The organism is Tunturiibacter empetritectus (assembly GCF_013410875.1).
GTDB classification, from domain to species: Bacteria; Acidobacteriota; Terriglobia; order Terriglobales; family Acidobacteriaceae; genus Edaphobacter; species Edaphobacter empetritectus.
The window spans coordinates 1055231-1078787 of record NZ_JACCCU010000001.1; the positions used below are offsets into that span (position 1 = coordinate 1055231).

The 23557-nt window shown below is 55.9% G+C and carries 24 protein-coding genes; 13 read left to right on the forward strand and 11 right to left on the reverse strand.

Going from position 1 to position 23557, the window contains the following annotated elements; genetic code table 11:
• The first annotated feature begins 1 nt into the window (after position 1).
• Together HDF08_RS04415 and HDF08_RS04420 are read left to right on the forward strand one after the other, a co-directional pair.
• On the forward strand, positions 2–469 hold the full coding sequence (locus tag HDF08_RS04415) for a hypothetical protein (protein ID WP_179637363.1): 468 nt from the start codon (positions 2–4) through the stop codon (positions 467–469).
• A 24-nt stretch (positions 470–493) separates the two neighbouring features.
• A complete protein-coding gene (locus HDF08_RS04420) occupies positions 494–1261 on the forward strand; it encodes a hypothetical protein (protein WP_179637364.1) in 768 nt (255 codons plus the stop codon).
• 156 nt (positions 1262–1417) lie between these two features.
• Here HDF08_RS04420 and HDF08_RS04425 read toward each other — a convergent pair whose 3' ends face one another.
• On the reverse strand, positions 1418–2008 hold the full coding sequence (locus HDF08_RS04425) for a hypothetical protein (protein ID WP_179637365.1): 591 nt from the start codon (positions 2006–2008) through the stop codon (positions 1418–1420).
• Positions 2009–2207: 199 nt separating this feature from the next.
• Here HDF08_RS04425 and HDF08_RS04430 point away from each other — a divergent pair, with 199 nt between their 5' ends.
• The 3 genes from HDF08_RS04430 to HDF08_RS04440 all read left to right on the forward strand — a co-directional run bounded on the left by HDF08_RS04430 (position 2208) and on the right by HDF08_RS04440 (position 3703).
• Positions 2208–2546 (forward strand): ArsR/SmtB family transcription factor, encoded by a 339-nt coding sequence (locus tag HDF08_RS04430; protein WP_179637366.1) that lies wholly within the window; start codon positions 2208–2210, stop codon positions 2544–2546.
• Positions 2543–3007 carry an SRPBCC domain-containing protein gene (locus HDF08_RS04435; protein ID WP_179637367.1) on the forward strand — a complete coding sequence of 155 codons (465 nt, stop codon included), beginning with the start codon at positions 2543–2545 and terminating at the stop codon, positions 3005–3007. Before HDF08_RS04430 ends, HDF08_RS04435 begins: the two co-directional genes overlap by 4 nt.
• 165 nt (positions 3008–3172) lie before the next feature.
• Positions 3173–3703 carry an SRPBCC family protein gene (locus tag HDF08_RS04440; RefSeq protein ID WP_179637368.1) on the forward strand — a complete coding sequence of 177 codons (531 nt, stop codon included), beginning with the start codon at positions 3173–3175 and terminating at the stop codon, positions 3701–3703.
• Positions 3704–3782: 79 nt separating this feature from the next.
• Here HDF08_RS04440 and HDF08_RS04445 read toward each other — a convergent pair whose 3' ends face one another.
• The 4 genes from HDF08_RS04445 to HDF08_RS04460 form a co-directional block, all read right to left on the reverse strand.
• Positions 3783–4814, reverse strand: coding sequence for an alcohol dehydrogenase (locus HDF08_RS04445; RefSeq protein WP_179637369.1), 1032 nt, complete (start codon positions 4812–4814; stop codon positions 3783–3785).
• A gap of 256 nt (positions 4815–5070) precedes the next feature.
• Positions 5071–5751: a PEP-CTERM sorting domain-containing protein gene (locus tag HDF08_RS04450; RefSeq protein ID WP_179637370.1), complete on the reverse strand. Its 681-nt coding sequence runs from the start codon at positions 5749–5751 to the stop codon at positions 5071–5073.
• A 216-nt stretch (positions 5752–5967) separates the two neighbouring features.
• Complete coding sequence (locus HDF08_RS04455; protein WP_353068440.1) at positions 5968–6537, reverse strand: DinB family protein; 570 nt, start codon at positions 6535–6537, stop codon at positions 5968–5970.
• A gap of 246 nt (positions 6538–6783) precedes the next feature.
• The gene (locus HDF08_RS04460) at positions 6784–8220 is read right to left on the reverse strand and encodes a DUF418 domain-containing protein (RefSeq protein ID WP_179637371.1); all 1437 of its coding nucleotides are present in this window, start codon (positions 8218–8220) and stop codon (positions 6784–6786) included.
• Between the two features lie 498 nt (positions 8221–8718).
• On the opposite strand from HDF08_RS04460, the gene HDF08_RS04465 reads away from it, so the two are divergent.
• Positions 8719–8895: a hypothetical protein gene (locus tag HDF08_RS04465; protein ID WP_179637372.1), complete on the forward strand. Its 177-nt coding sequence runs from the start codon at positions 8719–8721 to the stop codon at positions 8893–8895.
• A gap of 114 nt (positions 8896–9009) precedes the next feature.
• Here HDF08_RS04465 and HDF08_RS04470 read toward each other — a convergent pair whose 3' ends face one another.
• Positions 9010–9468 carry a TonB family protein gene (locus HDF08_RS04470; protein ID WP_179637373.1) on the reverse strand — a complete coding sequence of 153 codons (459 nt, stop codon included), beginning with the start codon at positions 9466–9468 and terminating at the stop codon, positions 9010–9012.
• Positions 9469–9853: 385 nt separating this feature from the next.
• Here HDF08_RS04470 and HDF08_RS04475 point away from each other — a divergent pair, with 385 nt between their 5' ends.
• The 3 genes from HDF08_RS04475 to HDF08_RS04485 all read left to right on the forward strand — a co-directional run bounded on the left by HDF08_RS04475 (position 9854) and on the right by HDF08_RS04485 (position 11488).
• Positions 9854–10555 carry an ROK family protein gene (locus HDF08_RS04475; protein ID WP_179637374.1) on the forward strand — a complete coding sequence of 234 codons (702 nt, stop codon included), beginning with the start codon at positions 9854–9856 and terminating at the stop codon, positions 10553–10555.
• Positions 10556–10683: 128 nt separating this feature from the next.
• Positions 10684–11073: a DUF6979 family protein gene (locus HDF08_RS04480; RefSeq protein WP_179637375.1), complete on the forward strand. Its 390-nt coding sequence runs from the start codon at positions 10684–10686 to the stop codon at positions 11071–11073.
• A 154-nt stretch (positions 11074–11227) separates the two neighbouring features.
• A complete protein-coding gene (locus HDF08_RS04485; RefSeq protein ID WP_179637376.1) occupies positions 11228–11488 on the forward strand; it encodes a GlsB/YeaQ/YmgE family stress response membrane protein in 261 nt (86 codons plus the stop codon).
• An 80-nt stretch (positions 11489–11568) separates the two neighbouring features.
• On the opposite strand, the gene HDF08_RS04490 is transcribed toward HDF08_RS04485, so the two are convergent.
• The 3 genes from HDF08_RS04490 to HDF08_RS04500 form a co-directional block, all read right to left on the reverse strand.
• Entirely contained in the window at positions 11569–13932 is a 2364-nt protein-coding gene (locus HDF08_RS04490) for a sensor domain-containing protein (protein WP_179637377.1), read from the reverse strand.
• Positions 13933–14172: 240 nt separating this feature from the next.
• On the reverse strand, positions 14173–15132 hold the full coding sequence (locus tag HDF08_RS04495) for an alpha/beta hydrolase (RefSeq protein WP_179638779.1): 960 nt from the start codon (positions 15130–15132) through the stop codon (positions 14173–14175).
• Between the two features lie 67 nt (positions 15133–15199).
• Positions 15200–16750: a GGDEF domain-containing protein gene (locus tag HDF08_RS04500; protein ID WP_179637378.1), complete on the reverse strand. Its 1551-nt coding sequence runs from the start codon at positions 16748–16750 to the stop codon at positions 15200–15202.
• A gap of 355 nt (positions 16751–17105) precedes the next feature.
• On the opposite strand from HDF08_RS04500, the gene HDF08_RS04505 reads away from it, so the two are divergent.
• A complete protein-coding gene (locus tag HDF08_RS04505) occupies positions 17106–18257 on the forward strand; it encodes a VWA domain-containing protein (RefSeq protein WP_179637379.1) in 1152 nt (383 codons plus the stop codon).
• 110 nt (positions 18258–18367) lie between these two features.
• On the opposite strand, the gene HDF08_RS04510 is transcribed toward HDF08_RS04505, so the two are convergent.
• On the reverse strand, positions 18368–19573 hold the full coding sequence (locus HDF08_RS04510; protein WP_179637380.1) for a hypothetical protein: 1206 nt from the start codon (positions 19571–19573) through the stop codon (positions 18368–18370).
• 274 nt (positions 19574–19847) lie between these two features.
• Between HDF08_RS04510 and HDF08_RS04515 the strand changes: the two genes are divergently transcribed.
• From HDF08_RS04515 to pyk, 3 genes are all read left to right on the forward strand, one after another.
• Positions 19848–20345, forward strand: coding sequence for a thioredoxin family protein (locus HDF08_RS04515; RefSeq protein ID WP_179637381.1), 498 nt, complete (start codon positions 19848–19850; stop codon positions 20343–20345).
• A gap of 84 nt (positions 20346–20429) precedes the next feature.
• Positions 20430–21275 (forward strand): YihY/virulence factor BrkB family protein, encoded by an 846-nt coding sequence (locus HDF08_RS04520; RefSeq protein ID WP_257030868.1) that lies wholly within the window; start codon positions 20430–20432, stop codon positions 21273–21275.
• Between the two features lie 125 nt (positions 21276–21400).
• Positions 21401–22876, forward strand: a complete 1476-nt coding sequence (pyk, locus tag HDF08_RS04525; RefSeq protein ID WP_179638780.1) for a pyruvate kinase — start codon at positions 21401–21403, stop codon at positions 22874–22876.
• A gap of 79 nt (positions 22877–22955) precedes the next feature.
• On the opposite strand, the gene HDF08_RS04530 is transcribed toward pyk, so the two are convergent.
• A complete protein-coding gene (locus HDF08_RS04530) occupies positions 22956–23489 on the reverse strand; it encodes a PEP-CTERM sorting domain-containing protein (RefSeq protein WP_179637383.1) in 534 nt (177 codons plus the stop codon).
• Between the last annotated feature and the right edge of the window lie 68 nt (positions 23490–23557).

A 23557-nucleotide genomic window follows, 5' to 3' on the forward strand; every position in this document is an offset into this window, starting at 1 on the left:
GATGAGCACTACCGCTTCTTTCAACCTAAAAATCGGCAGCATTGACATTCAAGTTTCGGGCTCTGAGGAATACCTCAAGGAGCAGATACCGATCGTTCTCGAGTATGTAAAGCCTCATGTGACTGGTATGGCTTCAGTGCCGCATACACCGGCAGCGGACAGACCGCATACTACCCATAAAGAGATGGGCTTGAATACTATCGCAGCAAAGTTAGCAGTTAAATCTGGGACAGATTTAATTATGGCTGCAGTCATCGGCCTTTCACGGAAGGGAAAGTCAACCTCTTCCCGAAAAGAATTGATGGATGAGATGAAATTGGCTACTAGCTATTACAAAGTGACCTACGCTGGCAACATGACCTCATACCTAAAGACTTTGGTGACACAGCAACGACTCCTTGAGCAGTCAGCCGACAACTATGCATTGCCGGCTGCGGTTTTGACTGAACTGGATCAGAAGTTGTCATAGAAGCACGAACGTTGAATGTCACCTATGATTTCCAAACTTGCACTTAACGATGTACCAGACGTTCTGCGTAAGCCACTTCTAGTGGAGTACAAAAGGATTATTGGAAACTATCTCGAACGAAACTGGTTGGCCTCAGAGCTAAGCGGCGGTCGTTTTGCCGAACTTGTGTTCGCAATTCTTGAAGGATATGCCACAAAAAGCTATCCCACTAAGATTCCTCCGAAGCCAAGAGACTTTGTGGCAGCATGCAAGAAGTTAGAGAGTTACACGAACGTACCTCGAAGTTTTCAGATTCTTCTCCCTCGGCTTTTGCCGGTTCTTTATGAAGTCAGAAATAATCGTGATGTAGGGCACGTGGGCGGGGACGTCAATTCAAATTTCATGGACGCTTCGGCCGTTGTCGCAATGGCGAAATGGACCCTCGCAGAGTTAGTGCGTGTGTTTCACAAGTTAGAGATAAAAGAAGCCCAACAGCTCGCAGACTCCTTGGCGGAGAGAACCCTGCCAGTTCTCTGGAAGAGCGACAAAACGGTCAGAGTTTTGAACAATAAGTTGACGTTCAGCGAACAAATCCTACTTCTCAGCTCGGACGCAAAAGGAGCATTGCCTTTGCAAAACTTGATGAGTTCGCTTGATTGCACCAATAAGAGCTACATGAAAAAAATATTGAAGACTCTGCATGATTCAAGGCTCGTCGAATTCGACCCCTTAGCATCGATGGTGACTATCACGCCCAAAGGTTCGCAAGAATCAGAGAAAATTATAGGCAACATGACCGATCCAACAATCTAATCCATCTAAAATGGGCGGGTGGCCCATACATAAAATCTACCGATACATCGGGTGCCCCATTCATGCAGTCTCACCGCATGAGTGGGTATTCGCGCCAAGCGCGAACCGCTTTTTAGCAGCCGTTTGGAGTTACCGCGATGGACGAGTGATAAAACTTCAGAGCTTGTGGGAGCGTTTGTGGAGATGATATACGAGGCCTGCATCCAGGAAAGCGGAAGCAACACCTTGATTTGAAGCACCCGCGACTGCTCCTAATTCAACGGCCCGAAGATCGAAGGAATCACTCAGGCGAACATCAAGGCCGCCGGCGAACTCCACGCCGCCACTGGTAAATCGTGTGGGTTGTGTTGTGAGATCTTCGGCAGCAGGGCCCGTAATGTCGTTGATCTTGAAAGTCGAGGTGACCACTCCGCCTCCGAGCAGGAAATAAGGCCGAAGGACGACGCGTTCCGGCACGAACCCGATTCGTAGAGCCGCCGCCGCTAAGGCTCCTCCCCGAGAGCCAACACCGTAGGAGCCGCGGACATCCACTCCAGCGGTCAGGCGACTCTGTATCGGGAAGTTATAGAAGACGCCACCGACGAATCCACCTGTGTCACTCTTCGCCGCATAGTTGTTGTTGTTTTGGAAGCCATAATCGACAAGCGCGACCGATCCGTAGATTGATGTCTGCGCAATGGCATTCTGTTCGAGAACTAAGAGGGGAAGCAGAGCGAGTAACGGCGTGAAGCAGCGAAAGAGGGTCACCAGGTTCCTTATGTCGGGGCGTTGAGTTCAACATGACTCACGAGTTGCAAGCGAAGTATATCCATCAATGTCGATAGCCGAAATGACCTGATCGTGGCAGGGCGGGTGGCCCATACATAAAACTTCCTAGGAACATTCGCGGCACACGCCAAAAACTCTATTCTTGACAATAAGCATACACTTATATAAGTAAATACCTATGGAATGCCTCGATACCAAATTCGCCGCCTTAGCTGATCCAACGCGTCGTGCGATCCTGGCGCGACTCTCGCTGGGAGAGGCTACCGTCAATGAACTGGCAAGTCCCTTCGAGATGTCGCAACCGGCGATCTCGCAACACCTCAAGGTGCTTGAAGAAGCTGGGCTGATCATCCGCCGGGTCGAAGGTACAAAGCGCCCTCGCCGTCTCGCAAAAGAGGGTATCGAAGCTATGGATCAATGGCTTGGAATGCTCCACACTGCGCTTGAGAAAAACTACGACCGGTTGGACAGCGTTCTAGCCGGTACCAACATACAGAAGAAAGGAAAAAAGCGATGAGCAAAATGACATTGAAGACCGAAGGCGATACGCATGTAATCGTGACGAGGCGCTTTGCTGCCATGCCGGAAGCGGTGTATCGCGCCCACACCGATCCGAAGTTGTTACAAAAGTGGCTGCTCGGCCCTGAAGGCTGGAGCATGCCTGTCTGCATCAATGACGCGAAGCCCGGAGGGAAGTTTCACTACGAGTGGACGAACGGCAAAGGCGCAGGATTCCACATCACCGGTGAGTATCTTGAAGTGAACCCGTTCAGCAGAATCGTGCATGTCGAACGCATGTTCCTGCCGGAGCCAACACCGGACAACCACGTTGAAACCACCTTCGAACGCGACGGGGAAGGAACGTTGATGACGATCCGGATGACACTGCCTGATGAGAAAACGCGAGCAACTATGCTGGCGTCAGGCATGGAGCACGGTATGGAAGCGAGCTACGTGCGCCTCGAAGCAATGATCTAGCGTGCTTGGCGCGCGAATCGCGCATGAGAGACACAACGAACGTGCCCGGGTGCCCATATCTCGATTCCTATCTCGACTTCCTGATGTGGGCATTCACGCTGGCGCGAACCGCCTCTTCACTTCTATACTGGCGGCTCACTTCCCAGGAAAACGTAAGGAGCCACTATGTTCAAAACCCTTGGTCTCATCCTTGTTCTGGCTGTCGTTGTCGTTCTTCTTCTAGCGTTCACCAAGCCGAGCACCTTCCGAGTAGAGCGTTCCACCACCATCACCGCACAACCCGAAAAGATCTCCTCCCTCATCGACGACTTTCATCAATGGGACGCTTGGTCGCCCTGGGCTAAGCTCGACCCCAACATGAAGACCACCTACTCCGGCCCACCCAGCGGCGTCGGCTCCATCTACGAGTGGGAAGGGAACAGCAAAGTGGGCAAGGGCCGCATGGAGATCCTCTCCGTTGAACCTGCAAAGACCACCGTCAAAATCGACTTCCTCAAGCCCTTCGAAGGTCACAACATTGCCGACTTCGAGCTCGAACCACAAGGCTCCGCAACCCGCGTCAACTGGATCATGAACGGCCCGATGAATCTCTTCCCCGGCAAACTTATGAGCGTCTTCACCACCATGGACAAGATGATCGGTCCCGACTTCGACAAAGGTCTCGCCAATCTGAAAGCAGCTGCGGAACATCCATAGTCGCCAGCGGCAGGAGAGGCTTCGCGTCCCGGATTTAGCGTGGAAGTATTGGTGACAAAACCGTCAGTGACGCCATCTTTCACATCGTGAGAACCACGCGGAACTGTGCGTGGCCGCTCATCATTCGCGCATAAGCCTCGGCCGCTTTTTCAAGCGGATAGGTTTCAATCATGGGTCGTACGCCGGTCAGTTCGGCGAAGCGCAGTGTATCTTCCGAGTCTGTCGGTATTCCCGAGGCCCAGCCTTGAATCGTTCGACTCGCACTAATCAACTGGAACGGTGTCACCTCAATCGGATCAGAGGTGGCGCCGATCACCATGAGCTTGCCGTTCGGCCCCAGGCCATTGATGAGCTCAGACATAGACTTCGAGTTGGGAGCAGTCGCCAGAATCACCTTTGCCCCGCCCAGCTTCTGCAACTCCTCTGCAGCATTCGTAGATTTGCTGTCGATGTACACATTTGCTCCGAGCTTCTTTGCGAGCGCCTCGTTCTCCGGTCCGCGTCCAATCGCCGCAACGTTGTAGCCGAACTTGCTCGCAAACTGAATTCCAAGGTGACCCAGGCCGCCGATACCTTGCACCGCAACCAGGTCACTCGGTAGCGCACCGCTGTGCCGCAGCGCATTGAAGGTCGTAATTCCGGCGCAGAGCAAAGGTGCCGCTTCAACGTCGCTCAGACTCTCTGGTATCGCTACCAGAGCCTCCACAGGAGCCACCATGTACTGTTGGTATCCACCGTCATAGCTAATGCCCGGAATCTTCATATTCTGGCAGTTGCCAAAATCCCCTCGCCGGCACGAGAGACAGGTGCCATCATGCCCGCCATGCCAGCCGACCCCGACCCGCTGCCCCTGCTTCCACTCCGAAACGCCGGCACCCGCCGCATCGACAACGCCGGCCACCTCATGCCCGGGAACGCGCGGATATTGAATTCCGGGCCACCCGCCCTCTTTCGTCAGTGCGTCACTGTGGCAGACACCACACGCCAGCACCTTGATCCGCACCTCTCCCGCACCGGGTTCAGGAATCTCACGCTCCACGATCTGGAAATCTGCCCCGGCAGCCGATACCTGCGCCACCTTCATCGTTCGTGCTGCGACAGCTGTTGTCATGAATCCTCCTGGGAACGCCCAATCACGATTGTTGCAAACGTTTGATATCGGGCAGCCTGCTTCTCCCCGGTCTCGCCTTCGCGCAACAGATCGTCGACAAACCCTTCGATGCAGCCGCGGGCATTAGCGGATCGAAAAAAGAGTTTATCTCGTTGTAGAGTTGTATCGTCGCATGACCGGCACCGAGGCGTCTTCTCACGCACCTATGCTCACGGCCCGAAGGTCCGAGGCAAGCCGCAAACTCACTAGAGGATGACTAAGAACGAAGCTTCCGCCGAACCACCCCACTTAACCCAAGCAGCCCTATCCCAAACAGCGCAAGGCTCGAAGGTTCAGGCACTGGCGAATAGTCCACCGTCAACTGCACCGTATAGGGAATCACCACCTGCCCACTGCCTCCCAGGTATCCCGCCCAGTTGGACCCCGGATTCAGAAGTGCAGACTGAATAAATCCCGTGAGCAGAAAATTCAGATCCTGAATGTTCGTCGATACCTTCTCCCCATTGACCGATGTCCCGCCAAGGAAGAGAAGGTCGACCGTCGCATCGGAGATCCCGGTTGTGCTGAACGTAGGCGCAACCGAAGGAAGCGAGTGATTGATCACCGTGCCAAATGGTGCTCCCGCGAACTCGTGTCCCGTCCCGATCACATGTGTGCTCGGCCCCGCGATCCCGACCGAAGCATCCTCGAAGACGCTCCCCGCCGGCAACAGAACCGACACATTCGAAAATGGAATGAGGACGTTCGTCGAGATGCTGGGATGGTCATTCAGGGACGGCTGTCCTTGAACACGATCGTATTGGCCGAAGAAGTTATCGTTGGGGCTGGACACATCGATGGTGGCGCTCGAATGAACGGTCAGTTGGATACTATCCGCCAACGCGCCGTGTACAGGGAACGAAAGTGCAGCCGCTACAAACATCCAGGTGATTCGCATTAATAAAGTCCTCTACAACAGATGGGGAGGAGACTCATCTTGCCAGCATTCAAGGCACGTAGCATGCCAAAGTTACGCGTTCAATACAAAAGAAAGCGCGGCAAGACGCCCGTCTTGTGTGCAAAAGTATGCATAAAATAGTGGAGTTTTAGGCCTACTACGGTTACTTTTCGAAACCATCGGCATACGCGAATCAAATTCGTACTCACGCACGAATCACGAGCCGTATCCCGGACCACGCGCCCCGCACTCCTTCCAGATCCTCTCCCAGTTCCAGATCCCGTCCGACGCCTCATACGGTAGAGGAGATCCCACCTGATGCGCCAGCATACAAATTTGCCCGCGATGATGCGCCTCATGAGCCAGCATGTAGCACAGCATCTCCACGCCAACCGGCCACGACGGAGCCCAGCCGTCTCGGCGAAACCTCTCGATGCTCCCGCCACCCTCGCGCAGCGCCTCTGCCAGCATCTCCCCGCAGCGAGCAGCACTCTCGGCCAAACCACCACGGGCTTGCTCCGGCGTGCAGCGCGCACGGTTCAGCAGTGCAGGAACCTTCAGGTGCGGAGCCGTAAGCCGGACCCACTTGCAGCGGACGTTATGCATATGCGTGAAGATCGCAGCAATGGTGCGCGTCTTTCCCAGCGGTTTAGCTCTCCACGCCGCAGCATCAAGATGTTCGATCAGCATCTGGTTCATGCGATCGTTAGCCGCAAACATCCGGACGGCCGCACCGCCGAGTTGAGTGTCAAGTTGAGCGTGAACCTCGTTGGAATGTGTGGTCACGTCGCCTGCTCCTGGCCATGTAGTACTTCCGGACCCATAGTACTTCCAGCCATCACGTAAACACGAGGAACAGACGCCGCCGAACCGCCTCTCTCAGCATCGACGAAAGATAGCGGATCAGATTGGCGGCGCGCCCGCAGATGAAGTTCTTAGTACCAAGAGTGTGGGTGCCCCATTCATGGCGCCTTATGCCATGAGTGGGCATTCGCACTCCGCGCGAACCGTTTTCACCGCGCTGCAACACCGCTAGGCAGTGACATCGGCAACCACCGGAGCCACCGCCGGAATGCGCATCGGCTGCCGCTTCCAATAAGTCAGCGAGCGCCACACCCACTCCATCGGCCCAAACTCGAAGTACCGCAGCCAGATCGAGCTGAACGCCATATTGAAGATCCACATCCCCGCCACGGCATAGTAGATCTTGTAGTACTCCACATAGCCATACCAGTGCCACGCGCCCCAAACGAAGATCGTCTTCATTGCAAGGCTCGTCAGCAGATAATTCGACAGGGCCATCTGCCCCACCGCCGCGATCCGCGCCAGCAGCCATCGAAATACTCCCGCCTTCACCAGAATCAAGAGCAGCGCCGCATTCCCCAACGCCCCCGCGATCCTGCCGATGTCATAGGGAGCCTGCATCCAGATCAAAGTCTTGAACATATCGAAGTGTCCCGCCCAGGCCTTGTACGCGCCCACCCCGGTCACCGACCAGCCCACCGCTAGACCGATCACCGCGATCCACGCGTACGTCTTCATGCTCAAGCGGCCAGGCAAAAAACCGTTCTTGTACAGAGCCATGCCCAGCAGCATCAGCCCCACCCAGTCCCCAAATCCAAAGTACGCACCCTTCAACTCCCCCATCAACACATTGCCCGCCACATGCCCCTGTGCCTTCCAATATCCCTTCTGCATCGCGGCGATGTCTTCGTACTTCTTCTTGTCGGGTGCACGCCATCTGTCCTGCGTGTTCTGCCACTTCTTGAGATCCCCGATCTCATCCTCGGTCAGAGTCTGGTGCTGCGCCAGCTTCGCGTTGGCCTTTGCCGCCGCCTGCTTCGCACTGTAGGAGGCGCCATACTGGCCGCCCATCATCAGCACGGAGTTGAGAAACAGTATGATGCCCGCCGTCCACATCAGCCGCTTCACCCGAACATTGCGAAAGGGAAACAGAAACAGCAGCGCTGCCACGCCGTAGTAGAACAGGATGTCGCCGTCCCAGATCAGGTAGCCGTGAATCATCCCGATTAACACCAGCCACATATTACGGCGCGTAAAGATATCTGCCGCCTTGATTCCCGCCCCTCGCGCAAGTGCCCGTTCCGTCAGCAGGATTACGCCAGCCCCGAACAGCATAGAAAACAGCGCCCGCATCTTGCCCTCGGCAAAGATCCAGCGCAAAAACCACATCGTCGTATTGATCTTCCAGTGAGGCCCACTGAAGACCGGCTTCACCGTGCTCAGCGGGTAGAGGTAGTTGTGATATCCATAAGCAAAGTCGCAGATGTTCATCACCAGGATGCCCATCAGCGAAAAGCCGCGCAGCACATCCATGCTGCCGATGCGCTCCGTGCGACCCACAGGCCGGGTTGCGTTCAACTCCACCTGGGCCGGCCCAGCCAGCTCCTCGGGAGTACCAGGCGCGATTACGCCCTCATCGGGATTCACTCCAGCCACACTCGCCATGACTCCTCCAGAAGCACTCGCTCGTCCTTGGCCCCAGAATCGCGTACACGTCGATTCACTGCATTTTCACCGCAGTATCCCACTCATACCCCCGCCAATCAAGCGAAATCGCATGCCACGGTCCTTCCACCGACGTCCCCAGACCCTGCAAAGAGCAGCGAACTCTGCAGCCGACCAGCCGCAGCCGCCCCACTATCAGAATCAATCCATCACAAAACCTCTGAGCCATGGAATCTCAACCACAGAACGCAGGAACTACGAACGAAAAGAATCAATGAACGAAAACAGATCAGAACGAAAAATAAATCAGAAGAAAGTGGCGTGTTTTTAGGAGCCGATTTTGATGGTGTTTCGTCACCACGTTTGCCACGCATTCCACCACGATCACACCATCAAAAAACCACGTCCAGACAACACGTTTTCGCAAAAATACCTTGAAAAACACTCATTTACCACGCAATAAAAATTCACGAACTTCGCATCCTGCATCCAACAGACATGTCCTCCTCCCCCACCCCGCCGCCCGAGAAACGACAAGCCTTCTGCAGCCCCCTCCTGCTGATCGTCATCACCTGCGTCGTTGTCGGAGTGATCGCGCTCTTCCTTATCCTGCGCCCCAATCCCAGCGGCAAGAGCCAAACCAGCCCCACCGCTCCTCCCGCTGCATCGCAATGACGCATTTTTCGTAACGCAAGCAAAAAAAGGCAGACTCGAAAGAGTCTGCCTTTTCAGCTTGATCCAAGCCAACATCGACGTAAGCCGCTGAAGGCCCATCATGCAAATAGGAAACTAGCGGCCACCGCGTAGAACAACAGCCAGATTGACCGGAACAGCAGTGGGCTGGTTGTCCAGCGTACCCGGAGTGAAGCGATAATGACTGACCGCATTCAGAACGTTGCGGTCCATCATCGGGTTGACCGACTGAATGATCTTTAGATCCGTAGGTTTGCCGCTCGCGTCGACTGTCATCGCAACAACTGCAGTTCTATCAAACTGGGCCGTTGGAGCGAAGTCGGCGTCCGATTCGACCGCGACGGTGTAAATCAGCTTGGGAGCATTGACACCGGTGGAGATCCGAAGAGGAGCAGCTGACGTGGACCCTCGATCCGACTCGGAGCCAGTAAACGTGGGGGCAACCAATTCAGAGCGCAGGCTGGGCGCAGCAGTCTGAGTTTTTGCAGGCGAATTTGCCTGAGCGTGAAGCAACATGGGGGACAGGACTAGGGCGGCCACAATGATTCGACGCATAATATTTATCTCTAGGGCAAATGTGCCCAACACCACGATAATCCACTCGAAATACTACTGTCAACAAGATAATAAAAAACAAAACAACCCATTTATCATCAGCTGTTTTACGTTCGAGATCCCTTGCCGCATTAGAAAAATAACCAGCTAAATAAATTTACGTGTTCGTTATTTTTCGCTCCGGCGCAGCGAAGACATCTGAAATTTCCGGCCTTATCGTGAACTCGGACTCCCGGCATCAGACCTCAGAAATGTCTCCGAAGATTGAGTCTTAGATCCGGGAAGCTCCAGCCTGCGGACCGTGTGAAAAGCTCCATCGAGCCGTTGCCAAAGAAACTGCGGTCGAGACCCAGCCGCCTCCCCAACACTGCTAACATGCAATTCAATGAAAGTTTTAGTCATCGACATCGGAGGTACCAACGTAAAAGTCGCCTCCACAGATATGCGCGTCCCTGTCAAGATCCCGTCCGGTCCTAACATGACCGCTGAACAGATGACAAAGGACGTCCTCGCTGCCACCGCCGGCTGGACTTACGATTGCGTATCCATTGGCTATCCAGGTCCTGTGGTCCACCATCGCCCGATCGCAGAGCCTCATAACCTTGGCGGAGGCTGGATCGATTTTCCTTACGAAAAAGAGTTTGGAAAGCCCCTTCGCTTCATCAACGATGCTGCGATGCAGGCTCTTGGCGGCTACAAGGGTGGCCGCATGCTCTTCCTCGGCACCGGCACCGGCCTGGGCTCGGCAATGATCTTCGATGGTATCGTCATCCCGCTCGAACTCGCTCATTTGCCTTATAAGAAAGGGCTCACCTACGAACAGTACATCGGTCTCGTGGGCCTGGAACGTCGTGGCGTCAAGCGCTGGAGGAAGTCAGTCCTCGACATTATTAGCCGCCTTCAGGCCGGAATGGTCTGCGACTCCGTTCTTCTCGGCGGCGGCAACGCGAAACTCATGAAGTCGCTCCCCAATCATGTGATTCTGGGCGCAAACACCAACGCAATCGACGGTGGCATCAAACTCTGGGAGGACGCCCCCGCTTCTTCCAAACAGACAAGCGCAGTGGCTAAATCTTCAAAGTCCTGAACAGCCAGCGAACAACCGAAGAACGATTCGACGATCCCTTATTGCATCTGAACGTCTTCGAGCGCAGCGACGCCATCTACCAACGATCGCACCCACCTGTAATCAAAAAACTCTTACCGGAGACATCAATGGCTAACAAATATGGCGAAGCCGCTCTCATCGCGGCCCGCATGGATACTTACGGCAAGTTCATCACACCTGCAGCTCGCTGGGAACAGGCGACCGCAAAACTCTATCCGACCAGTCCTTCGGCTCAGCGAAAGGGAGGCCCAAGGTTCGCTTTTTTAAGTCTCTGTGAAGACGGCCTGGTTAAGGGCATTCCCGCCGGGCAATATGCTCCATCCAACAAAGCCAAAGCCTATGCTCTTCGTGCCGTTGTGCTACTCAACGCGGGTACGCACAAGACTGTCAACACACTCTGGGCCGAGGTTACCGACGGCGAAGACATCGCCCATAACAGCCAGATGGACGTCGTTCTAGCTCTTTGGAAGAACGACCTGATCGTCCGCAACGCTTAGGTCATCCTTCGCCACTGCGTCGCGGCCGGCGCAGAAGGGAATCTAACGGATCCCGCAAGATCAACCTCTTGCATCTGCACCAATTAGGAGTATTCTTCTTCCATCAATCGAGACGTATCCGGCCGCCCCGGAAACCAAACATGGAGGAACAGCGATGCTTCATTTGCTTTGGACGGCTCTCATCGGTCTTGTCGTCGGCGCACTCGCCAAACTGATCATGCCAGGGAAAGAGCCTGGCGGCATCTTCATTACCATGCTGATCGGTATAGCAGGGTCCTTCCTCGGGACCTTCCTCGGGCGCGCGATCGGTCACTATGAGCCTGATCAATCCGCCGGCTTTCTTATGTCGCTTGTCGGCGCCCTCATTCTGCTAGGTATCTACAACCTTATTCGACGCAGTCGAGCAACAACTTAGAAGAAAGTTTTGGATATACAGCAGTTGACGCGGCCCGACGGGATATCCCTGTCGTGATCATAGCTGTGCTAATGAGTCTTCTACCGAACCAACCCGATTGCGGACTCTGACGCACGAGCAGCAGGGCCCTCGGCGTACTGCCGCACCACATCGCCAAACTCCGCCATAGCCACCGGTTTCGCGATAAAGTTGCCCTGTGCCTCGTCACACTTTCTCCGCAACAGGAAACGCATCTGCTCATCGGTTTCGACACCTTCTGCCACGACCTTGATGTTGAGTCCGTGAGACATTGCGATGATCGTGCGAACCACTGCTGCAGCATTGGCGTCGGTTCCAGCCTTCTTCACAAAGCTCTGATCGATCTTTAACTGATCAACCTGATACTCCAGCAGATACGAGAAACTGCAAAACCCTGTGCCGAAGTCGTCGATAGAAATACGCACTCCCAACTCCCGCATCTTCTGCAGCTTTTCCAGAACATGTTCAGAGTTCACCATCAGCATATTTTCCGTAATCTCGATCTGCAGTCTTTCTGGAGACAGGCCGCTCTTCGACAGCGAGTGTTCAACCAGAGGAACGAGATTTTTCTGCTGAAACTGCCGCGGCGATAGATTAATTGAAACCGTCAGATCCATGCCAAGCTCGTCCTGCAGCGCCTTTCCCTCGCAACATGCGGTCATAAAGGCCCACTCCCCGATGGGTACAATCAGCCCCGTCTCTTCCGCCAACGGAATAAACTGCGACGGCGAGATGCTCCCTAGTCTGTGATTTGTCCATCGAAGCAGCGCTTCCATTCCGGTCACAGCTCCGGTGGTCAGTGAGATCTGCGGCTGGTAGTGCATGCTGAGCTCTTTATTCGCCAACGCATGTCGCAGCGCATGCTCCATCGTCAGGCGCTCTGCCGTCTCCTTCAGCATGCTTTCGCTGAAGATTTGAAACTGATTCCGCCCGTTCTCCTTTGCCGCGTACATCGCCGAATCTGCCCGTTTGAGCAGATGTTTGGCATCGCTTGCGAAGTCGGGAAAGATGCAGACCCCGACACTCGCGGTCACGTGCACCAGATGTTCTTCGATCGAGATCTCCGGCGATAATGTGGCTACCAGATTGACTGCGCATTGTTCGACGTCGTCCACGGTGGTGATGTCCGGCATTACCACCACAAACTCATCCCCGCCTATCCGCGCCACCACATCGGTGCTGCGCACAGAGCGACGCAATCTATGGGCAGCCTCGACCAGAATCTGGTCGCCCGCCGAATGTCCCAGGGAGTCATTGATGCGTTTGAAGTGATCCAGATCGATCACAAAGACCGCGACCTTTGTCCCGTAACGTCGCGCCAGTTCCACCGTCTGGACGGTCTTGTCCTGCAAGAGCGCGCGGCCTGTCAGCCCCGTCAGTTGATCATGTGTGGCCAGATGAGTCACATACTCCATCATCTGCCGCCGATCCGTAATATCAAATGCAATGCTCACGAAGCCGGTTACCTCTCCAGCCTCGGTCTTCACTGCTCTCATGGCCAGATTGATCGGCGTTCGTCCGCCGTCGCGTCTGATCAGAGTCCACTCCTGCTCCTCCATCTCTCCCTGGGACGCCTTCGTCGTCAGAACTTCGAAGCCATATTTTTCCAGTGTCGCGGAGGAATCAATTGCGACCGCCCTGCCCAGAAGTTCGCGCTCGTCGTGCAACACCGTCAGCGAAGACTTTCCCACCAACTCCTCGCTCCGATATCCCGTCAGCCTCTCTGCCTCCCCGTTCATTGCCGTAATCATCCCGGCAATATCGGTTGCGACGATGCTGAAAGGAGCGTTCTGAAAGACGGAGCCAGTAAACTCCGCCAGGTGAGCATATCGCTCCTGCGTCACCTTAGCTTCGCTGATATCGCTGAAGGTAATGGCCAGTCCGTCTCCGAGCTTGACCACCTGGGTTCGCAACCACGTCGCCTTTACACTCGCGTAGCTCAGAGGAAACTCTTCGTTAAGTGACTCCCCGGTCTCGACAACTCTGCAAAACCTGGCGAACATCGATCCCGTTGCCTTTATCGGAGTTACTGAGGACAGAGTCTGTCCCAGCAACTCGGAGCGTGATCGTTCTACCAGCCTCTCGACGTTGGCATTGACGTAAAGAATTCGAAAGTCCACGATTCTGCCTTCTTCGTCTCGCAAGGATTCAAAGAGCCCAAAGGCATCCAGGCTCGTCTCAGCGGCTGCCAAAAATTGAGAATGCGCCTGCTGAGCCCCTTTTAGCTTCTCTCGGCCGCGTTCGTGCCACAGTGCCCACAATGCAAGAGCAGTGCCAGAGATCGCAATTAAGACCGTGCTCAACCTTCCGAACTCAGCCCCATGCTCTATTCGCCAGAGCCCTGCTACCACCAGCGAAACCGGCGCTGCTGAGAGGATCGTCTTCCAAACCCAGGATCGCTGGGATTCGAGCACAGAGGCTTTCAAGAGATACCTCGAAATACAAGCCAGGATATTGCCAGCATCGTGTTTCTCTACCCCCGTCAACGCCGTAACCGAATGAAGCAACTATTTCGCTGTCAAAAAGGGTGCTGTTTGCGTACGTAAACGGTTGCTTTCGATTTTTATTTCGCAGCAATACCAAATGCAGTCTATTCGTTCCTCGCAGCCGGGGATCAACTATTTTGAGTCCACGGGTCGGTAAAGAGCAACAATCTCTCCGGCACACTATTCCTGCGACATCCAGCCGTGCATCTCCATCCAGTTCGCGAGCAGAGTAGGGTAGATGGCTAGCTCGGTCATTCCTTTCATCCCTTGCGCCATTCCCGCTCCGTGCTGCCCGCGCTCGAAGATGTGCAACTCCACAGGCACGCCGGCTTCCTTGAGCGCGTCGTAAAACGCTGTTGCATTGAGTGGACTCACCTGCTGATCAGCAGTCGTCGAGAAGATGAAGCATGGAGAGGTATTCTTCGTCACCAGCTTCACCACCGAGATCGAGTCCAGCATTGCCTTCGTCGGATGATTGCCCAGCAGTCCCTCCATGTCCGTCTTCCTGGGGATCGTGGCGTCCATGGTAAACCGCCCATAGGAAACAATGGCGAAGTCGGGCCGGTCGCTCACCCTATCGATCGGATCCTCCGCGCCCGTGGCGCCGTTATCGTTTACCGCAGCAAGATAACCTGCCAGGTGACCGCCAGCGGAGAAGCCCCACAGCCCGATCCTGTCCTTCGCCACTCCCAGCTCTGCGGCGTGGCTGCGCACATAGCGCATCGCCCGTGCGCCATCCAGCATCGGAGAAGGGAAGTGGTATCGCGGTCCCAGCCGGTACTCCAGCACAAACGCCGTCACGCCATGCGCATTCAGCCAGCGCGCCTCCTCCCCACCCTCCTTTTCGATCGCCAGATGAACATATCCGCCCCCAGGCATCACGATCACCGCAGAATGTACTCCGGCACCCGGCGCTGGGTACACATACATCTTTGGAATGTCGCCTTCGCTTCCTCCCAACGCACCTGGCGCTCCGTTCGGCCATAGCACGATGGTCTTTGCAAATCCCATCGGAGGCTTCGTCACGGTTGCGTCAGCGATGGCGTGTGCGGAGGTAGCTGCCGTCGCCGAGTTTGAGGCGCAACCCGCTCCAGGCAGCGCACAGAAACAGCCGACTGTCAGCCAAAGAAGTGGTCTCATCGTCCCGTCAAAATTCATCTTCCCAATCCATCGCCACTGCAACAACACGAGATGGCGGATTCGCGGCTCAGACCGTCGAATCCGCAGTGAACATCTCGCTTTTTGGCATCAATGCCGCTGCCGACTCTACCCGGTTTCGTCCCAGATACTTGGCACGATACAACGCGTGATCGGAGGCCGTCAGCAAAGATATCACCGTGGTGTTGCGGTTCGGTACCTCCGCCGCGACACCCACGCTGATGGTTTGGATTCCGAACTGATTTCCCCCGTGCGGCACCTTCAAGGAGGCGACGGCCTCGCGGACGTCTTCAGCGACTTGCATGGCAACTTCGATATTCATGTTCTGGAGGATCACAGCAAACTCCTCGCCCCCGAAACGTGCTGCGATCTCTGCTTTGCCCTGCAGCGCACCGGCAATCGCCTTCGCAATGCAGCGTAGACATTCATCTCCGCCAACATGTCCATTGAGGTCGTTATACGCCTTGAAGAGATCCACATCGATCAGCAGCAGAGCCAGCGACTGCTCCTCGCGCATCGCCCGATACCATGCCTGCTCCAGCCGCTCATCAAACGCTCGCCGGTTTGCCAGGCCAGTCAGGGCATCCGCATTGGCCAGCTCGCGGTATCGCAGCTCGCTCTTCTGCAACGAAATCTCCAGCGCCTTGCGCTCCTCGAGCAGAGCCGCCACCGGGAAGAAGGTGAACAGAGCCACCGCAAGGAAGATCTGCTCAATCACAATCTTGTGAAGCAGATTCGTGCCAGTGATCAGCATCAACGGCCCATGTCCAGTGACGGTAAACCAGATCGAGATCAGTGCGATCACAAACACGGCGAGCACCGTGCCTGGGAAACCCAACCGGAACACCACCAGCAACAGCGCAGGAAAGATAAAAAAGATGAGCGGGTCTTTGCTGTGGCTGAACACCAACGCTGTCGCAGCCGCAGGAACCATTAGCAACAATAGCGTTCTCGGCAGCTCCTGGCTGCTGAGCATCGTAAAAAAACCTGGCCGCTGCAAGATAAAGACCAGCGGCGCGATGATCGCCATGCCCAGCACATCGCCCAGGTACCAGGTACGAAACAGCATCCACCAGGGGCCTGCGTTCACAAAAAGCATCGTCCACGAAGCACCCAAGGCACTAGTCACAGCTGTTGCCCCAACGACCGCGACGCCGAGAAAGCCCAGCAAGGGCTGGCGCTTCGTCAACTGCAGAGGGCTGCCAAACCACCGTGTCAACAATACGGACGAGGTAATGACCTCCACGGAGTTGGCAACGGACACGCCGACCGCCAGCCGCAGCGGATCGCCATAAAGGACATCGGCCAGCGTATCGGCCAGAAAGCCCGCAATGAAATAAGGGATCCAGGTCTTCTTCGGCTGCGTCACCACCAGCGCAAACAAAAGGCCATTCGTAAACCAAATCGTCGCAACCCCATCCGACTGTCGCGAAAGCACGATTCCCAGCCACGAAAATAGGAGCAGAGTGAAGAACGTCGCGGTCAGGTGGCCCCACCGGATGGACTCAGAGCGCGATCTGGCATAAGTGGCTTCAGGAGCAGCACAATGAGCCAACTCCACCTCCAGCGACGCTTCGCCAACAGTCTTGCTTATGTCCATTGCACTCTATTTTCTGGCGTCTCCAAACCCACTCAGAATACTGCAATGGGAGTGTCAACAGGTTATAGCGCGAAGCAACCCTGCCTATCATTCGCCCGGCTTACTCAGCATCTCCGCTCACAATCGCGAAAGGCTGCGGGGCGGCTGTGACCATTTCAGCGTTCAACGACCTGCAACGACCCATACGGGCCGAGAATTCACTCAAAGACTCCGCTTGAACCGAAGATAGTAAAAGCAGGAGCAGATTGAAACGATGACTCGATAGTAGCAAGTCATCGATCTCTCCGTCAGCAAAAACGTCGGGTCAGTCCGCCTGGATTTGAAACCCCGTCAGACCGGGACCGTCTAAACCCACATGACCGCCCCCTCCTCCTTTCGGCCTTTTCTGCTGGCCGTTGCTCTGCTTGTCTCTGCCCTGTACGTTACCGGCCTTGCCGCGCAGCAAAAAAACTCTCCGTCCGATCAGTCTCCTGCACCCACCGCGGGAACCATCGCTGTTGACGCCCGTCTGGTCAATCTCCCCGTCGTCGTCCGCGACAAAAAGGGAGCATTCATCCAGAACCTCACCAAGGATGATTTCACCCTACAGGTCGACGGTAAGCCTCAGACCATCCGCTACTTCGACAAAGACACCAACCTTCCGCTCACCCTTGGTCTTCTCGTCGACATCAGCCAATCTCAGCGCAGCGTCCTGGACGAAGAACGCACCGCCAGCAGCACCTTCCTCGACCAGATGCTGACCAACCCGAAGGATCAGGCCTTCATCATCCAGTTTGCCCGTCAAACCGAGCTGTTGCAGGATCTCACCACCTCGCGCCCGCTTCTTCAAAAAGCTCTCAAAGAGATCGACACTCCAAGTCCCGGCGTCGTCGACGACGATAGCGACAGCCGGAGCCACAGCCGGGGAGGGACAGTCCTCTATGACGCTCTCTTTCTCGCCTCGGACGAGCTGATGAGCAAGCAGACCGGCCGCAAAGCTCTGATCATCCTCTCCGATGGCGTCGACCGAAACAGCCGGGAGAATCTCGTCCGATCCATCGAAGCCGCGCAGCGGGCCGATACCATCATCTACGCCATCTACTTCAAGGGCGAAGAGAGCCATCCGCAGAACGATAACCAGCAGCGCGGCCGCGGTGGCTACCCTGGTGGTGGCTACCCAGGGGGCGGATATCCTGGCGGTGGCTATCCTGGCGGTCGTGGCGGCTATCCAGGGGGAGGCAACGGGGGCGGTAACGGAGGCAGTTATCCCAGCCAGAGTCATGTCGACGGAAAGAAGATCCTCGAACGTATGGCACAGGAGACCGGCGGCCGCCTCTTCGAGGTCAAGAAAAATCAAGACGTCGCCCAGATCTATAACCAGATAGCGGAAGAGCTTCGGGCGCAGTACCGCCTCGGTTACACCCCCACCCAGGACGCAGCTTCCAGCGGCTACCATCAGGTTTCTGTAGACGTTCACCAGAAAGGCCTCGTCGTCCAGACCCGTGGCGGCTACTACGCCGGCAAGTAGCTCACGGCCAGAGCAGACGCTAGGATCCATCTGGCCATGCAATTGGTCCAACAACGTGGCTTCCCAACGATGCGTTCCAGCCGAAGGAGCAGTTCCATGCCACTGCCCTGTTAAGAACCGTGTAAATGCGCGTTGAGAATACGTATCGGAAAGCCCAGATAACCGTAGCCTTCAATCTTGTCCGGCACGTTGGGCATGCTCCACGACGTAGCGTAGAGGAACAAAGCAAAGCCCACACAGCGCGATCTCCACTTTGACGGCAGAGGAACCTCGCTCCCCAAAGGCTCCCTCTCTTGGCGCCGATAATCAATGAACAGTAGAAGGAAGAAGACGCTGAAGATATGGATATAAATCCATCTTCCCCAGTCCACCGCATACAGGAACAACACCAAAGAAGCTGCACAAGAGGCGCCAGTCGCAATTAAAAGAACTATCAGCGAATAACGGACCTTCGCATAACGCCATAAGAAAGCAAACGCCATGATGATGGGAACGCTCCCCGCAATCGTCCAGTTGGAATACAGCGTGTAGTAGTGATATGCCTGGATGTTCTCCGCCACCAACGTCCGCGCGCCTGCACTGGTACTCGCGAGGTAGTCGATCGCCCCGCCGCAGACGTGTTGCTTGAGCGGCCCAAGAGAGTCGCAGATGTTAGCGGCGGTCGTAGCGTTGCCTGGATGATGAATAACAAGCACCAGAGCCACCGTCGAAAACAACAGTGGCAGCGTGGCGATCTTTATCGCGCTCTTGATGCTGTGGCGGGCGATAACAAGCGCCCCGAAGTAATAAGGAAAAAAGCAGATCAAGGGTTCGTGACAAAGAACCATTAACGGACAGATCGACGTCATCACAGCGATCAAAAGCCAATCCTGTACCTTCGCTCGTAAAAGCATCAGCAGCAATATTCCAAGCCCGGCGAGATATAGGATCTCTTTTCTGCCCCATCCTCCAATGTTCAATATCCCGAACGACAGCGTAACCGGAGAGACTGCCAGCGCAACAATCCAGAGGTTCCAACTCGCAACCTGGAGCAGCTTCCACACCGCGAAAAACATGACAGCATAGCAGGCCAGGGACAACAGCAGTGCCAGCCACACGGGAGACACATGCAGCACGCGCCCCGTGTCAAGAAACACCTCGCCCGCAAATCCTCTGCGTACAAATCCGCCCTCATAGTTGATGAGCCAGTCGCCCACGGTCCACCGCGCGCGCGAATCCTTCACGTCAAATAGCCGCCAGATCGTCAAAACAAAAACAACAGCGAGATAAGGATTCAAGAGGCGATGATAGGTCCGTGCGCATCCGGCATATTCCATCTTTTGTCTTCCTGAAAATGGATTTGCAGTAAAACAAAGCCTTCCGCATCGAAGGCCGCCGCAGCCTTAGCCCTGCGGCAAAGTCGTAATCATCCTCTCCCCAGGGCCCGTCGGGAATGTCGAACTCAATCACTGCATTCGCGGCTTGATCCCTATGATCTTACTGCCGCTAACGATACGTAGCCACAAATCATTGGTTGCGCCCATAAACTCTCGTCGTGCATCATCTCTATGGCGGTGCTTGTCACGATGCGCTTCCCGGAAGGTCACACAGATGTTCTCGATATCCCGAAGCCACACTACCGGCATTGCCACTCTTTGCCTTCTCGGCCTCGTACTTGGCTCAGCCGGTCATGTGCTTGCACAGTTTTCTGCAGCACCTACAGTCAATAAGCACCTCTACTCCGAGACCGCCAACGCCAGTGCCGACATCGCCGCCGCAATGGTCACCGCCCGCCGCGAGCACAAACGCATCATCCTCGACTTCGGCGCGAACTGGTGCGGCGACTGCCAGGTTCTGGACTTCTACTACCGCCAGAGTCCCAATGCGGAGATCCTCGCCAAGCACTTCCTTGTTGTGCACATCGATACCGGCCATGTAGACCACAACGTCGATGTGGCAAGGAAGTATCATGTTCCCATCGCTCATGGCATTCCTTCTCTCGCTGTCATCGACGCTCACGGCAACCTCCTCTACGCCGAACACGAGAAGGAGTTCGAGCACACCAGCGTTGAAGCCGTCACCGCTTTCCTTAACCGGTGGAAAGCGTAGTCCGTCTCCTTCGTCTCCCGGACTGATCCTATGAGAAGACTCCTGCGCCTCCCCAGGATCCTTCATGGAACGCTGCTCCGGGCCATGAGGCACGACAGCCTCAACCTCGCCCAGTCCACAGCCTACTCAGCGATGGTGGCCCTTTTTCCAGCCCTCATCGTCGCCGCCGCTTTTATCAGCATGGTTCCCGACACAACTCCCCTACGCTTCCAGTTGGCGCTCTTCTTCGACCGCATTCTCCCACCAGACGTCAGCCCCCTGCTGCAAAGTTATTTTGTCACCTCCCCGCAGACCATCCGTTCCACCCACGCCGTGGGGGTTGCAGCCTTCGTCAGCCTCATCGGCGCCTCCAGCGTTCTGGCCACCATCATGGAGGGCCTGCGCCGTGCAAACGACCTCCCATTCGACTGCTGGACCTTCTGGCAGCGTCGCTTGCGAGCAATTATTTTGGTCCCGCTCTCGCTCATCCCATTCGTGCTCGCCAGCGTGCTGGTAGTCTTCGGTCATTTCATCACGACCTGGCTCGCTCTGCACATCACGCCCTCCGCCCGTACCCCGGTCTATATCCTTGCTCTGCTCATCCGGTGGAGCGTCGCGCTTACCGGCAGCATCGGCGTCACCGCGCTCATCTATCACATGGGAACTCCCATGCAGCAGTCCTGGAAGCGCACCCTCCCCGGCGCCTTCGTCTCGACGACCATGTGGTTTCTTGCCACTGTTGTCTTTGGCTGGTATGTCACACGCTTCGCCAACTACTCGCAGGTCTACGGCTCGCTCGGCGCTGGCATAGCCCTTCTCTTCTGGCTCTACATCATCTCACTCTGTGTTCTGTGCGGAGCCGAGTTCAACGCCGAGTTCCACTCCCGCTTTTTCCACCCGCATCCATCTCATTCCGAGCCCGCGCCCCCAAAGACCCTTCTGCCCGGTTAGAATTGCCACGGCAGTTAAAACTCACTGGTCATACCATCATGCTTTCGCGATGGTGAGAAAGTTTCCGCAAGCGACCCATGAAGAAATCTTTGAAATCAATGCCCAACGTTGCCCCCTTTGCCGCAATGGAGCGTGGTCGCCGTGCCAAGATCGTCGCTACCCTGGGCCCCGCTTCCAGTACGCCGGAGATATTTCGCCAGCTTGTCCGCGCTGGACTCGACGTCGCACGCCTGAACTTCTCTCACGGCACCCACGAGCAAAAGACAGAACTCATTCGCATGGTCCGCAAGATCTCGAAGGAAGAGGGCAAGCCCATCTGCATCCTCGCCGATCTGCAGGGGCCAAAGATTCGCACCGGCAAGCTCAAAGGCCATAAGCCCGTGCAGCTTATCGCCGGCAAGCGCCTCACCATCACTCCGCGAGAGATCGAAGGCACCGCCGCTCTGGTCGGCACCACCTTTAAGACGCTCGCGGAAAATCTCGAGCCCGGCTCCCGCATCCTGCTCTCCGACGGCCTCATCGAACTGCGCGTCGAGACGGTTAAAGGCGTAGACGTCACCTGCGAGATCATCAACGGGGGTATGTTAGGCGAAAACAAGGGCATCAACCTGCCCGGCATCGCCGTCAACGTCCCCTCCCTCACCGAGAAGGACGAAGAGGACCTCATCTTCGCCATCGGGCAAGGTGTCGACACCGTCGCCGTCTCCTTCGTTCGCACCGCCGACGATGTGCGCCACGTGAAGAATCGTCTGGCCGCACTTAAATCCGACGCATGGGTCGTCGCCAAGCTCGAAAAGCCGCAGGCCATCGAGCACCTCGACAGCATTCTCGAGGTCACCGATGCCATCATGGTCGCCCGCGGCGATCTGGGGGTAGAGGTCCCACCAGAAAAGGTTCCGGCAATTCAGAAGCACATCATTCGTCGTGCCGCTGAGTTCCGCAAACCCGTCATCACCGCTACCCAGATGCTCGAGTCGATGATCGACAATCCGCGCCCCACCCGCGCCGAAGCTTCAGATGTAGCCAACGCCATCTACGATGGCACCGACTCCGTGATGCTCTCCGCCGAGAGCGCCGCAGGCAAGTACCCCGTAGAAGCCGTTGCCATGATGGCCAAGATCATCACCGAGACTGAGCACCAGATCCGCCTCGATCCTCGCCCCGCCCTCGGCCATCACCCCAGCGTTCGCCTCTCCATCGCGGAGACCATCTGCGAGTGCATGTCGCACGCGGCCGACGACCTCGACGTAGCCGCTATTGCCATCTTCACCGAAAGCGGTATGACCGCACGGCTTCTCTCGAAGTACCACCCCGACCCACCCATCTTCGCGCTCTCGCCCTTCGAGAAGGTCATCAACCGCTGCATGCTTCTCTGGGGCACGTACCCTATCCTCTGCGCTCGCTTTCGCGATACGGACAAGCTAGTCGACATGGCCGAACAGATCTTGGAGACGCAAGGTCATGTTCACCAGCGTCAGATCGTCGGCATCGTCGCCGGTACAAGGACCAAATCCGGAGCCACCAACTTCATGCGGTTACATATGGTTGGGGATCGCGATACCGAGGTCTCCAGAGCGAGGGCCTCGAAAAAAAGAAAGTGACCCCAGGCCACGGGTGCTTTAGCCCTTAACGAACAAAAGCCACCTGCCATACGGTGGCTTTTGTTCGTCTGTACAAGGCTTAGGCCGTAAGACGGCGACGCATGAGACCAGCTACTCCCAGGATCCCCGTGCCCAGAAGGGCAAGCGTACCCGGCTCAGGAACCGGAGAGGTGGATGCGATCTTTTCTACGTCGATGTTGATGTATTCAGTGACATCCCAACTGCTCTTCGAAGGATCCAGGTCGGCGACTTCAAATAAATTGAGGAAGCCACCCTGTCCAATGTTGACCCTGTCTCCCCCACTCCCAAGCTGAAACGAGACCCCTTGGGTATCGAAGTTATAGGCTCCAAACAGGAAACCAGGGCTGTAGAGCAGGTTGTCGTTGTTATCAAAGGCGTTGACGCTGAGCAGTTTGCTGATGGCCTGATTATCAACGGTTCCCGATATGTTGGTGATGGTGTAGACGCCGCTGCCGCTTGCGGACGCCGTGATGGTCCCCGATCCATTGAAAGCTGAGCCGGTGAAGTTGAAGGAGAACGTGTCTGCGTGAGCTGCTGACGCGCAAGCAACAGCCAGGGCAAGGATGCAAAGTCCAACAGTTCTAAGTCTCATAACACTCCATAAAGGCCGAAAGGAAGGCGCTTCCAAACCATTAGTTAGCATTCTGATAGCCACTTCAG

Excerpts from the sequence above, each read along its gene's own strand:
- HDF08_RS04515 (WP_179637381.1), top strand. The coding sequence starts at position 19,848 with ATGTTCTCGATATCCCGAAGCCACACTACCGGCATTGCCACTCTTTGC.
- HDF08_RS04500 (WP_179637378.1), bottom strand. The coding sequence starts at position 16,750 with ATGGACATAAGCAAGACTGTTGGCGAAGCGTCGCTGGAGGTGGAGTTG.
- HDF08_RS04485 (WP_179637376.1), top strand. The coding sequence starts at position 11,228 with ATGCTTCATTTGCTTTGGACGGCTCTCATCGGTCTTGTCGTCGGCGCA.
- HDF08_RS04450 (WP_179637370.1), bottom strand. The coding sequence starts at position 5,751 with ATGCGAATCACCTGGATGTTTGTAGCGGCTGCACTTTCGTTCCCTGTA.
- HDF08_RS04470 (WP_179637373.1), bottom strand. The coding sequence starts at position 9,468 with ATGCGTCGAATCATTGTGGCCGCCCTAGTCCTGTCCCCCATGTTGCTT.
- HDF08_RS04475 (WP_179637374.1), top strand. The coding sequence starts at position 9,854 with ATGAAAGTTTTAGTCATCGACATCGGAGGTACCAACGTAAAAGTCGCC.
- HDF08_RS04435 (WP_179637367.1), top strand. The coding sequence starts at position 2,543 with ATGAGCAAAATGACATTGAAGACCGAAGGCGATACGCATGTAATCGTG.
- HDF08_RS04520 (WP_257030868.1), top strand. The coding sequence starts at position 20,430 with ATGAGGCACGACAGCCTCAACCTCGCCCAGTCCACAGCCTACTCAGCG.
- HDF08_RS04445 (WP_179637369.1), bottom strand. The coding sequence starts at position 4,814 with ATGACAACAGCTGTCGCAGCACGAACGATGAAGGTGGCGCAGGTATCG.
- HDF08_RS04480 (WP_179637375.1), top strand. The coding sequence starts at position 10,684 with ATGGCTAACAAATATGGCGAAGCCGCTCTCATCGCGGCCCGCATGGAT.
- HDF08_RS04460 (WP_179637371.1), bottom strand. The coding sequence starts at position 8,220 with ATGGCGAGTGTGGCTGGAGTGAATCCCGATGAGGGCGTAATCGCGCCT.
- HDF08_RS04430 (WP_179637366.1), top strand. The coding sequence starts at position 2,208 with ATGGAATGCCTCGATACCAAATTCGCCGCCTTAGCTGATCCAACGCGT.
- pyk (WP_179638780.1), top strand. The coding sequence starts at position 21,401 with ATGGAGCGTGGTCGCCGTGCCAAGATCGTCGCTACCCTGGGCCCCGCT.
- HDF08_RS04465 (WP_179637372.1), top strand. The coding sequence starts at position 8,719 with ATGTCCTCCTCCCCCACCCCGCCGCCCGAGAAACGACAAGCCTTCTGC.
- HDF08_RS04510 (WP_179637380.1), bottom strand. The coding sequence starts at position 19,573 with ATGGAATATGCCGGATGCGCACGGACCTATCATCGCCTCTTGAATCCT.
- HDF08_RS04530 (WP_179637383.1), bottom strand. The coding sequence starts at position 23,489 with ATGAGACTTAGAACTGTTGGACTTTGCATCCTTGCCCTGGCTGTTGCT.
- HDF08_RS04495 (WP_179638779.1), bottom strand. The coding sequence starts at position 15,132 with ATGAGACCACTTCTTTGGCTGACAGTCGGCTGTTTCTGTGCGCTGCCT.
- HDF08_RS04420 (WP_179637364.1), top strand. The coding sequence starts at position 494 with ATGATTTCCAAACTTGCACTTAACGATGTACCAGACGTTCTGCGTAAG.
- HDF08_RS04440 (WP_179637368.1), top strand. The coding sequence starts at position 3,173 with ATGTTCAAAACCCTTGGTCTCATCCTTGTTCTGGCTGTCGTTGTCGTT.
- HDF08_RS04505 (WP_179637379.1), top strand. The coding sequence starts at position 17,106 with ATGACCGCCCCCTCCTCCTTTCGGCCTTTTCTGCTGGCCGTTGCTCTG.
- HDF08_RS04415 (WP_179637363.1), top strand. The coding sequence starts at position 2 with ATGAGCACTACCGCTTCTTTCAACCTAAAAATCGGCAGCATTGACATT.